The organism is Listeria sp. ILCC792 (assembly GCF_900186135.1).
Taxonomy (GTDB): Bacteria; Bacillota; Bacilli; order Lactobacillales; family Listeriaceae; genus Listeria; species Listeria goaensis.
In genome coordinates, this window is sequence record NZ_FYBO01000004.1 from 142,680 (window position 1) to 154,775 (window position 12,096).

Consider the following 12,096-nt stretch of genomic DNA (forward strand, 5'->3'; position numbering starts at 1 on the left):
CGCTTTTGTTTTAGAAGGCTATGCCAAATTGCTTTCGGCGATTTCTTTATAAATATCCGCTCCTAAATCGGAGAGTTTTTGAATAATATTCCCGTAACCGCGCTCAATATGCTCAACGCCTAAAATTTCCGTTTGGCCTTCAGCAAGCAAACCAGCGATTACAAGGGCGGCGCCCGCGCGGAGATCGGTTGCCGTTACGCGTGCACCAGAAAGGGGTGTTTTCCCGTAAATAACAGCCGTTCGTTCATTTTGTTTAAACTGCCCGCCCATGCGCATGAGCTCGGCGATATGCTTAAACCTGCTCGGGTAGATTGTGTCCGTCACAATGCTGTCCCCGTCCGCTTGTGTTAAAAGCGTCGTAAATGGTTGCTGCAAATCCGTTGGGAATCCAGGGTAGACGTAGGTTTTCACGTCCACTTTTTTAAAGGCAATGGCTTTTTTGACTAAAATGGAGTCTTCTGAAATCTCTAACGGAACGCCCATTTCGGCTAATTTCGCCGTAATCCCCTCCAAATGATCTGGAATGACATTTTGAATCTCAACGCCGTCACCTATTGCGGCCGCTGCAATCATATATGTCCCCGCTTCGATTCTGTCCGGAATAATTGTGTGGTGACAACCGTGTAGTTTCGGCACGCCAGTAATGCGAATAGTGTCCGTTCCGGCCCCTTTAATGTTCGCGCCCATATTAGACAACAAGGTAGCAACATCAATGATTTCCGGCTCTTTTGCCGCATTTTCAATAATCGTCTTACCTTCTGCTAAAACAGCAGCAAGCATAATATTAATGGTGGCACCTACACTGACAACATCCATGTAAATTCGCGCGCCACGCAATTTGTCGGCACGCAAATAGATTGCGCCTTGCTCGTTAGTTACCGTTGCGCCTAGCGCCTCAAAACCTTTAATATGCTGATCAATTGGTCGCGGCCCCAAATAACATCCGCCTGGCAAACCAACAACCGCCTTTTTAAATTTACCAAGAAGCGCGCCCATCAAATAATAAGAAGCACGTAATTTTTTCACATTTCCATTCGGAAGTGGCATATCCACAATAGTACTAGGGTCAATAATCGCGGTTTGGCTATCCGACTTCACTGAACCACCTAGTTCAGAAACAATATCATACAATGTATGAACATCAGAAATGTCTGGAAGACCTTCAATCGTCACTTCAGAATCTGCCAAAATAGCTGCTGGAATTAAAGCTACCGCGCTATTTTTAGCCCCATCTACGACAACTTTTCCAGAAAGTCGTTTTCCCCCATTAATTACTAACCGATTTTCCATGCCAATCCCTCTTTCTTTTAATCTCACTTGCTATTATCTCTAAATCCTAACACGTTTGCAAGCTAATCGCCACTAAACCCGCTTACTGCTCGGATTTCTTCGTCATTTTATTTTTATCCGGAATAGCAATTGCAATTGCACCAAAAACAATACAACTATAATACGTAATGATGCGCCACAAAAGTAGCGCCGTTAAAAGTTTCACGGAAACGAGCAGCGGTCCAAACAATAGCGTAAAGGTATATTCCGCACCACCCGTTCCACCAGGCGTCGGCACAACTGTCGCAAACATCATAATAAACGCATGGAACGTTATCACCATAAAAAGATTTAAATTCGAAACCCCTATTCCTAGTAAAATAAAATAGGGAATGACGAAATACGCCCAAAGTTGCAAACTCGTATATATGCTCGCACTCCAAATGAGCTTCCTGTCATGACTAATACGCCCACTTTCTTCATGAAAAGACGCAATTTTATCATCGACAACCGCTTGAATTTTTTGGATCCGTTCTTTCTTCATGAACCAACTAAACGGCTTCAAAATAAGGTGAACCAATTTCGCAGTGAAGCGGTAACTTTTCCCTACTAAGATAAGTCCAACGACTACCGCCAAATGCACGGTGAAGCCAATTAAAACCAGATATTTAACTTGTGGGAGAGCGCCTGTTAATAAATAGTGAAAACCAAAAATGAGGACGACGATGAAATTGATGACAATCATCGCCTGATAAATGATGAATTTAAATAATAAGATGGAGCTTGCGACACCAATGTCTAGCCCTTTCTTTACGAGCGCGTATAATTGCGCGGGTTGTCCGCCTGCTTGCATCGGGGTGATTGTATTGAAGAACTGACCAATCATCGTAATGCGGAACGAGGAAAAAAAATTTTCTTTTTGGAAAGTAGGCAAAATGCTTTTATGTAACACAACCGCTTCAAAAAGCCAGTAAATCAGCATAAACAAAAATGCAACGAGCAGCCACCATACATTGACGTTTTTAATTTCTTGGATAAATTGCTCCATATCAACGCCGCGAAACTGCCAAATGATAAAAGCGCTACTAATGATGAGAATTAAAAAGATGTTCAGCCAATTCTTACGCGCATTTTTGCTTAACTTCACCTAGGTTCACTTCCTTACTAAATCATGATAAAATTCATCCCAAATCGCTGTCAAACGGTCCTCCGAATAAAATTCCGCGCCGCGCTCTGCTTTTTCTAGCAGCGCTGCATATTTATCGTCATTCGCTTTTAATTCTGCAATTTTAGTAATGAAATCCGTATTATTTTGCCCTTCTTCATAATAACCAGACAAAATTTCTTTGTATAAATCAAGGTCGCGAAGCAGTACTGGAACGCCTGTACTCATCGCCTCCAAAATCGCCATGGGGAAAAGTTCATTGTACGACGGCATAAAAAATAAATCTGCCATATTGAAGCAGCCATTCATTTCCGAGCGGTCAATGATCCCAATGAATGTCACATTCTCAGGCGGGTTGTCATAAATTTTTTTCAGCTCCTCATAGCCCGATGTAATCTTCCCAAATGAAAAGCCCCCCGCCCAAACAAATTGCACGTCAGGCAATGATTTTGCGACTTCAATAAAGTCAAGCACACCTTTTCGGTGCTGTACTTGTCCTACACCAAGCACAACAAATTTATCAGCGGGAATTTGATATTTTTTGCGAAACATTTCTTTTTGTTTTTCATCCGAAAAAAATGTTTTTTTAGAAACAAAATTAGGGATATAGTGGATTTTTTCTGAAGGAATGTCATACGCTTCTAGTTTTGGTATGAAAGAAGGGTTTACAACGACAATCTCATCCATTCTCTTATAAAAAGAAATTAAATATTTATAAAAAACAGCACGGGCAATTCCCGGTAATTTTAAGCTACCTTCCATCGTTTCTGGTAAGAAATGGACATAGCCAACCCGAACCCCGCGCTTTTTCTTGAAAAAAGTAGATAAATAAAAATGAAAATCTACCGTATGATAATGTGTAATCTCCGTTTTATGAAATTTATTAATCGACATCTCGATTTTATCTTTCAGCCGTTCATCAAGCAGATTAACAAGTTCTCTGTAAGCAGAGGCTACACCTTGCCCTTTCACTTTTTCTGCCGATGAAAGCATAGTTAGCTTAATCACGACGCGATGACCTACCTTTCCGTATATGCGTATTCGATGTTAACGAAAAAACTTGCGATGCCATTTTACTCTTAATGAGCGTTCGTTGCCTGTTCAGCCGCTTTTTGTTTTCCACCGAATAATAAATATCATATATTTCTGCATAGGTTGCTTCAATTCGCTCACCAAAATGGTCTGCGGAATAATTATCTACTTGTTTAAGTGCATTTTTCGCTAACTCTCTTGCCAGCTCTTCATTTTGAAGCGCCATAATTAATGTTTCGGAAAGCTCATCGTCTGTTTCAAATAAAAATCCAGTTTTTTTATCCACTAAAATGTCTTCGATGCTTTCATCCTTTTTCGCGACAACCGGCAACATTGAAGCCATCGCCTCTAAGTAGGTTAATCCTTGTGTTTCAGAAGTTGAAGCACTCACAAAGAAGTCACCAAGCTGGTAGTAGTCGCCAACTTCACTCCACTCCACTGCGCCCGTAAATATGACCGCATGCGAAAGCGAAAGCTCTTCCACCAACTCTTCTAATTCTTTACGAACTGGACCATCACCAACCACTACTAATTTGGTAAAAGGGAGTTCAGCTAAAACGCCTGGCATGGCTTGAATAATCGCATCAATATTTTTTTCATGCGCCACACGTCCCAAAGAAAGGATAACCGCATCCTGCTCTCCAATACCCAACTGCTTTTTCATTGCCGCTATTTTGCCTGAAGAGGCTTGATCGCACATTTGAATGTTCGTGCCAGTTGGAATCGTATAAATATGTTTATAAATTCCGCATTCCTCTAGATGATGGCGCACTTTTTGCGTCGGTGCAATAAGTGCCTCATAACTATCACAAAAAGATTTTGTCATCTTGCGCACCATTTTTGGTGTTAAAATTTTACCATTAGCAATATAATGCAAATAATCCTCATACATTGTATGGTATGTATGAATGGATGGAATGGAGTATTTTTTAGCAATTTTTTTACCGAGTAAACCTAAAGAAAACTCCGTATGCGTATGAATAATATCTAACTTTAATTCGCCAACAAGGCGGATAAACTTGTTCATGCCCGCAATCGCAATTCTTCTCTCCGGGAAAAACACAAATGGAATACTTGGCAACCTAAACACGCGTCCCTCTTCGCTTTCTCGATCAGCATTAGGGTCGGTTGTTGTAAATATATATACGTTATGTCCTCTTTTTCTTAACTCCGTCTCCATTGTTAAAATGGACGTAGCGACCCCGCTGATTTGCGGACTGTAGGTATCGGTAAAGATTCCTATATTCATTACTATCCCTACTCTCTTTCCGTGTTGGTTCATTCATCAAAACGTTCTTTAATCTATCATCATATATTATACATGTTTATTAATAGCTTTTTCATGCGCCCTTAGAACGATTTTTTTCTAAGCATTTCTAGAAGCTAATGATAAATTTTGCAATTTCCACCCCTATAACTGTTTTAATGATAACATAATCTACTTACTTTCACACAAAATATAATTTTTAACAGGTTTTAAGGAACAAAAAAGAAGCAGAACGATTTCTGCTCCTTCCATAACCATTCAATTTTTGATTTACGCTTTACCGTTAGAACCAAATTCTTGAATTTTTTCAGTAACTGTTTTAATGATTGCATCAACACCAGGTCCGATAACTTTACGTGGATCGTAAACTTTATCGTCAGTAGCTAATTTTTCGCGAACAGCTGCAGTCCAAACAATTTGGCACTCAGTGTTTACGTTGATTTTGCTGTGACCTAATTCAATTGCTTTTTTAATTTGGTGTTCAGGAATTCCAGAACCGCCGTGAAGTACAAGTGGAGCACCTGTAAGTTCGGAGATTTCTTTCATTTCATCAAAGCCAAGTTTTGGTTCGCCACTATATGGACCATGAACAGATCCAAGTGCAGCTGCTAATGCATCAATACCAGCTTCTTTAACAACGCGCAGACATTCTTCAGGATTAGCGTAACTAATTCCGCCTGTAACGCCGTCTTCAGTACCACCAACAGTACCAACTTCAGCTTCTACAGAAACACCTTTAGCGTGAGCATAGTCAACAACTTTCTTAGTCATTGCTACATTCTCGTCAATTGGGTGATGCGATCCGTCGATCATTACGGATGAGAAACCTGCGTCGATTGCTGCTTTACAAGAATCAAAGCTTGAACCATGGTCTAAATGGATAGCAACAGGTACAGTGATTTTAAGATCTTCAACAAGACCTTGTGTCATCTTAACAACCGTATTGAATCCTCCCATATACTTAGCAGCACCTTCAGATACTCCTAGGATGACTGGTGATTTTTCAGCTTCCGCAGCTTTCAAAATAGCTTGAGTCCATTCAAGGTTGTTGATGTTGAATTGACCTACAGCATATTTCCCAGCTAATGCTTTTTTCAGCATGTCTGTCATGTTAACGATAGGCATAATACAATTTCCTCCCTCAGGAATTTAAAATTTGAATTTCCGCCGCGAAAAATAGTGGCAGCTATTTTTCCCTAACACGTCTATAATAACAGATTTGTGATTCATTTACCATAAAAGTTGCGAATTATTTTCTGAAAACGCTTTAGCCCCTAGGGTTTAAAACGCCCTCTAATCTTCCTTCCTATAAAGCCTAGCGCTCGCCACCTCTTGATTCGCAAAAACGCGCAAGGCTTCCGGTAAAACTTCCAATTCATACGGCGCATTTCCGCCATAAACGCCGTCATAACTAATATTTAAAACTTCCTTAGATTCCAATTTGACACGTTTCACTTGGCGATGGATTACGTGCGGGCTTTCAAGATGCGTTCCGCGTTTTAATAGCAGAAATAGCGAAAACAATTTGGCTGGTGATACCTTTTTTAGAATCAGCAAGTCAAAATAGCCATCATTAATTTTGGCAGGCGGACAAAGCGATTCAAGCCCACCGACCGTGTGGGAATTGCTCACAAAACAAATTAGCATCTGACCCTTGAAGCGCTCGTCGTCAAATGTAATTTCGACAGGCGTCGCTTTGAGATTTGGCAGCATCTTTAAGCCATCAAAAAGGTACGCCAGACGCCCATAACGATTCTTTTTCGCCTCCGGCACCGCGTATGTAATTTCCGTAATTTTTCCAGCAGCTACATTATTAATAAAAAATTCGTCCTGATTCGCCTTGCCAATATCGATGCCAACAGTCTCGCGATTAATAATGCTGTTTAGCGCTTCAAGCGGATCTTTATTCACGCCCAAAGCCCGCGCATAGTCATTCGTCGTTCCCATCGGTAAAATTCCTAAAACGGGGCGTTTAGACGACTGCATGATTCCGTTCACAACCTCATTCACCGTCCCGTCACCGCCAGCCGCAATGATGGCCGAAACACCAGACTCCGCTGCTTTTTTAGCAAGCTTCAAAATACTTTTAGGCTCACTTGTAGACGACACAAGCGTCACGTCAAAATCCGCCTCATTCAACTTCTCTTCAACGAGCGGCATCCACTTCCGGAACTTATTTTTTCCAGCCGCTGGATTGTATATTAACACTATTTCTTTAATCAAACCTTCCCCTACTCTCCCTTTTATGCTAAATTCAGTTTGCAATACACGTAGGGATATTGTCAAATTTAAAAGCCTCCTAGACATAGAAGGCTTCAGACTAATAAAAAACGGACATTTTCGGAGTTCTTGCCTGCGCTTCGCCTCACTTCTCACATGGTCGGACAAACTACGTCCTCCCTGTTTTCAGTTATCATGTACTCGAATACACGCCATCTCAACGTTTGTCATCAGCCTGATTGTGCGTAATACGTTTTGTTTGGCTTACGTGTTTGGCATTTTTCTACAAGGCTGGATTTAACGTATTAGCGAAACTTTGGTTTCAAGACATTATTGTAACTTGAAAAATCTTCCTTCGCCTGATATTTTTCGAAAAAAGCTGGCTCAATCGTAAACAATCGCTCTAAAAACAGTGTTTCAACTTTGAACATCGTTTCGAGTTCAGCCAAACTAATCACTTGATTAGATAAAATGAGCTCCAAAATATTTCGGATTTTCCCAGGCCGTTTAAGTGGGATTTCTGAATCAAGCGGCTCCACAAATTTATATTTTTTTTTCGCAAGCTGTCTGTAAAAATAACTATTTTGCTGCGGCGTAAGAAAACCTAATCGGTATGCTCGCATTTCTAAAGCTTGAATTGATACATTGTATTTCGCCTTAAGTTCCATATAGGAATCTGGATTAGAAATATGCCGAAGTTCTTGCAAATCTTTAACAATATTTTTTTTCGGTAATAAGAAACAAGCGGCAAATAAGTTGGCTTCATTTTCAATTTTATTATAGTCTTCTTTGTCTAAAGCTAGCATATCAATATTGTTATGCATCAACAAGTGACCTAGTTCATGCGCCAAATCAAAATTTCTTCGCACTGCCGATTTCTTTATACCGAGAACAATAATGGGTATTTGACTAGCTGACCAAGCACTATAGGCGTCGGTTTTGTCGCCTACATCCTTCTCTACAATATGAATGCCAGACTTCTCAAGTTGAAGCAGCAAATTTGCATTATCATCTGTTACACCAATAAATTCTTTTGCTAGTGCAGCGATTTCCTCAATACAATTTTTTGATTCGCTTCTCTGATAATACATCTTCAAGCATTTTTCTCTTAGACTTAAAATAGTACTCTTAGGCGAACTCAGGAAGCTTTCTAGCGATGTAATAACCTCGTGAACAAAATTCAAATATTCCGTCTCTGAAAACGCCCGCTTTCGGCTAGTCATATCGGCTGCACGATAAATAATTTGTTCTTCTTTAAACACACTCGGAACTTTTAATTCTTGTAAGAAAAACTGTGTTTTTACTCCAAAAAGTCTTTTAAGTTCAACAACGATTTCAAATTTAGGGTTCGTTACTTGATTTTCAAACTGCCAAACAGCTTGTTCAGAAACCCCAAGCTTCTCCCCTAGTTCTTTTCGTGACAAGCCGTACAAGGCTCTGACCCTTTGAAGATTATCACCTCTAAACACAACGATTTCCTCCTCATTTAGTTTCCAATTTCTTCGCCTTCTTCTGGTAGCGTCGTATATCCATAATCCTCAACACTACCAAACTCAACTTCACCAGAAATCGATTCATATTCATTTTCCTGGATAATGACATCACTGCTTTGTAAATATGATGATAGTTTCTGTACACTATGTAACTCCCCAGTTTCGGCATCTGGTGCTACAATTTCTACACTTATAATCTCTTTTGTATGGCTATCCGTTTCATATGTCACAATATAAAATTCCGAAAAATTTCTTTCTCGGATTTCTTCTGTTTGCTCCCATTTTTCAAAATCCAAAAACTGTAATTGGATAGAAACGCCTTCCTTTTTCACCCGTCCTTGACGGAGTTCCTGAATCCATGGATTATTTACTTTCGCTAAGTCTACTAGATATTGGCTTTTTTTATGCGAAGTTTGGAACGTTCGTTTCAGCCGCAAAATATTTTTAACAATAAATAGACACTTGTTATCTTTTCTACCAAAAGCAAATTGAAGATATTCCCAAGATTCACCCGCTTTAGCGAGTTGGTCTTTTTCAATTAAGCCCGTGAGTTTTCTTGAAACAGCATCATCAATATGGTTCCCTTTAACAAAAGCATAACTTGCCGAAACTTTCAATTCTTCCTTTTTTTGTCTACGTATTTCTAAATAGTCTTTATATCCTTGTAAGATGCCATCTACAATGGCTTGAGCTTGTTGTTCATTCACGATTTCTCTATTCATTCTCATACCTCCTACAATGTTGTTATCTAACATTATAGCACCAAGCAATTACAAAAATAAATCAAAAGCTACATTTTTTTCTTTTTTATAAAGTAATTACACAAAGAATGCAACTCAGCCTGAACCTGAGTTGCACTCACATAATTATTTAACTGCCGCGCCGATAAAGCCTTTGAACAAGCTTTGCGGACGATTTGGTCTGGAAATGAATTCTGGGTGATATTGACAAGCAACAAACCACGGGTGATCTTTTAACTCTACCACCTCAACAAGACGGCCGTCAGGGCTAGTTGCTGAAACAATCATGCCTGCCTGCTCCATTTGTTCACGGTAGTCATTATTGAACTCATAGCGATGACGATGACGTTCCTCGACAATCGTTTCCCCATAAGCTTCTGCCGCTTTCGTGCCTTCCTTAATTCGTGCAGGATAAAGCCCCAAGCGAAGCGTTCCACCCATGTTTTCGATATTTTTTTGCTCTGGGAGTAAATCAATGATATTATGTTTTGCTTCGGGGTCGATTTCAGCGGAATGCGCCCCGTCAAGCTTAAGAACATTTCGCGCAAACTCAACTGTTGCCAGTTGCATACCAAGGCAAATTCCAAAGTACGGTACTTTGTTAACGCGCGCATATTCAACAGCAAGAAGCTTTCCTTCAATTGCCCGGTCGCCGAACCCTCCGGGAACTAAAATCCCATCTGCATCTTTCAAAAGTTCCGTAACATTTTCTTTTGTGACTTTTTCCGAATCAATCCAGTCAATTTGAATCTCCGCATCATGTGCATACCCAGCATGCCGTAACGCTTCCGCTATAGAAAGATACGCGTCTTGTAAGGAAACGTATTTCCCAACGAGCGCAATCCGAACTTTCTTCGATAAATTTTGCACGCGGTGTACAAGCTCCGTCCACTCAGTCATTTCAGCTGGTGGCGCGTCTAATTTCAAATGGTCGAGCACGATTTGATCCATTTTTTGTGCTTGTAACGAAAGAGGCACGTTATAAAGCGTATCTTCATCGCGGCTTTCGATAACTTCGGATGCTTTAATATCACAGAAAAGGGCAATTTTTTCCTTCATTTCTGTGGAAACGGGTTGTTCTGTGCGTACCACAATAATATTTGGTTGAATGCCTAAACTACGCAGCTCTTTAACACTGTGCTGAGTGGGTTTAGTTTTCATTTCGCCTGCTGCTTTAATGTAAGGAATGAGTGTTGTGTGGATATATAGGACATTTTCAGACCCAACATCGCTTTTGATTTGGCGAATCGCTTCAAGGAACGGAAGTGATTCGATGTCCCCCACGGTTCCGCCAATCTCGGTAATGATAATATCTGAATTTGTCATTCTTGCCGCTCTAAACACGCGGTCTTTCAGCTCGTTTGTGATATGCGGGATAACTTGAACGGTTCCGCCAAGATAGTCGCCGCGGCGTTCTTTTTTAATGACCTCTGAGTAAACTTTACCTGTTGTGACGTTGCTATATTTATTTAAATTAATATCGATAAAGCGCTCATAATGCCCCAAATCTAAATCCGTTTCGGCACCATCATCTGTTACAAAAACCTCACCATGTTGATACGGGCTCATTGTTCCCGGGTCCACGTTAATATATGGATCGAATTTTTGAATTGTCACACTTAATCCGCGGTTTTTCAGCAGTCGCCCAAGTGATGCTGCTGTAATCCCTTTACCAATAGATGAAACTACGCCACCTGTTACAAAAATATACTTCGTCATTAAAAAATCCGACTCCTTCCTTTTCCAAAAAATAGCGGTTAAATGGACTTAACCTTCGGGGTGAACTCTATTACTTCAAAACGTCCCTACAAATAAAATCACCAAATGCAATTAAATGTGCTTGCACTTGGTAATTAGGAAATATTTTATTCAGCTTCCGCCAAATAAAAAACGCTCCTACTTTCATAAAAAGTAAGGGAGCGCTAACTGAACATATCCGTCCCAATTAAGGGAGCCCAAATAAAATACTACATATGAAACAAGAATAAGTCAAGTGTTTATTTTTTGTAAGCGACATCATCGCTTTGTACGTCCTAAAAAAAATCACCCGAATAATTTTCGGGTGATTTTTCATTTTATTCTTCTGGATCTTCCGTGTAATCTCCGTCGCTATAGTCATCTTCTACTGTAGCAAGTTCACCTTCAATCCCGTCAGGCAAGTGGTCATCTGCGTCCTCGTCTTCATCAACTAGGCCGTCTGAGAGTGAAATTTCTTCTTCTCCGAGTTCTTCCACTTCGTCATCTTCTTCGTATTCGATATCGTCATCCATGATATCTTCAACCTCTTCATCTTCATCATCGTCGTCATCTTTTTTACGTTTTTTCTTCGGTTTCGTTTGTGTTTGAACTTCTTCATCAATGGCATCAATTGGATACCAAGCGCGAAGCCCCCAAGTGTTGTTTCCTAGTGAAATAAAATTACCGTCGATGTTCATATCTGTATAAAATTGAACTAAACGCTCTTTCATTTCGTCATCTGTCAACTCTAAAAAGTTTTTAATTTCTTCAACTAATTCTTTAAAATTAATAACTTCTCGACGATTTTCTAAAACATAATGCGCGACTTCAATTAAAGATACTTCTTTCCGCTCTTCTTGAGATAAATTACTTAAATCCAAAGCTGGCACGCCCTTTCGTTAAACTACATTTATTGTTTCTTTCATCATTTACTTTTTATTCAACTTAACCATTTTACATGTTATCACTGGCAAGCACAACCATAAATTTTACATCTGTCAACTTTTCTTTACGATTTGATACCCTATGTAGAAAAATAAAATGGCCATTAATAAAATCGGAATCGAACCAAGTTGAAAATTATACAAAATATAAATTGCGATGCACAGAAATACAAAAAGCAGCGCTAAAGTTACTATTCGCTTCATTTTAGAATCTCCCGTCATCAAAATG

At 39.8% G+C, this 12,096-nt stretch carries 11 protein-coding genes; all 11 read right to left on the reverse strand.

What is annotated here, in order from left to right:
* Window positions 1-18: 18 nt before the first annotated feature.
* Window positions 19-1,290, reverse strand: a complete 1,272-nt coding sequence (locus CFS60_RS06690; RefSeq protein ID WP_088809697.1) for a UDP-N-acetylglucosamine 1-carboxyvinyltransferase — start codon at window positions 1,288-1,290, stop codon at window positions 19-21.
* 82 nt (window positions 1,291-1,372) lie between these two features.
* Window positions 1,373-2,416 (reverse strand): lysylphosphatidylglycerol synthase transmembrane domain-containing protein, encoded by a 1,044-nt coding sequence (locus CFS60_RS06695; protein ID WP_088809696.1) that lies wholly within the window; start codon window positions 2,414-2,416, stop codon window positions 1,373-1,375.
* A gap of 6 nt (window positions 2,417-2,422) precedes the next feature.
* Window positions 2,423-3,442 (reverse strand): glycosyltransferase family 4 protein, encoded by a 1,020-nt coding sequence (locus tag CFS60_RS06700; protein ID WP_088839001.1) that lies wholly within the window; start codon window positions 3,440-3,442, stop codon window positions 2,423-2,425.
* Window positions 3,435-4,715, reverse strand: a complete 1,281-nt coding sequence (locus CFS60_RS06705; protein ID WP_088809694.1) for a glycosyltransferase family 4 protein — start codon at window positions 4,713-4,715, stop codon at window positions 3,435-3,437. The genes CFS60_RS06700 and CFS60_RS06705 overlap by 8 nt, the downstream gene beginning before the upstream one ends.
* Before the next feature lie 288 nt (window positions 4,716-5,003).
* On the reverse strand, window positions 5,004-5,858 hold the full coding sequence (fba, locus tag CFS60_RS06710) for a class II fructose-1,6-bisphosphate aldolase (RefSeq protein ID WP_088809693.1): 855 nt from the start codon (window positions 5,856-5,858) through the stop codon (window positions 5,004-5,006).
* Window positions 5,859-6,026: 168 nt separating this feature from the next.
* Complete coding sequence (locus CFS60_RS06715) at window positions 6,027-6,956, reverse strand: diacylglycerol kinase (protein ID WP_088809839.1); 930 nt, start codon at window positions 6,954-6,956, stop codon at window positions 6,027-6,029.
* 302 nt (window positions 6,957-7,258) lie between these two features.
* Entirely contained in the window at window positions 7,259-8,422 is a 1,164-nt protein-coding gene (locus tag CFS60_RS06720; protein ID WP_088839002.1) for an ImmA/IrrE family metallo-endopeptidase, read from the reverse strand.
* Window positions 8,423-8,439: 17 nt separating this feature from the next.
* Complete coding sequence (locus CFS60_RS06725) at window positions 8,440-9,168, reverse strand: hypothetical protein (RefSeq protein WP_088839003.1); 729 nt, start codon at window positions 9,166-9,168, stop codon at window positions 8,440-8,442.
* 144 nt (window positions 9,169-9,312) lie between these two features.
* Window positions 9,313-10,905: a CTP synthase gene (locus tag CFS60_RS06730; RefSeq protein ID WP_088809690.1), complete on the reverse strand. Its 1,593-nt coding sequence runs from the start codon at window positions 10,903-10,905 to the stop codon at window positions 9,313-9,315.
* A 356-nt stretch (window positions 10,906-11,261) separates the two neighbouring features.
* A complete protein-coding gene (gene rpoE, locus CFS60_RS06735) occupies window positions 11,262-11,804 on the reverse strand; it encodes a DNA-directed RNA polymerase subunit delta (RefSeq protein WP_088809689.1) in 543 nt (180 codons plus the stop codon).
* Window positions 11,805-11,921: 117 nt separating this feature from the next.
* A complete protein-coding gene (locus CFS60_RS13835; RefSeq protein ID WP_159458295.1) occupies window positions 11,922-12,089 on the reverse strand; it encodes a hypothetical protein in 168 nt (55 codons plus the stop codon).
* Window positions 12,090-12,096: the final 7 nt, after the last annotated feature.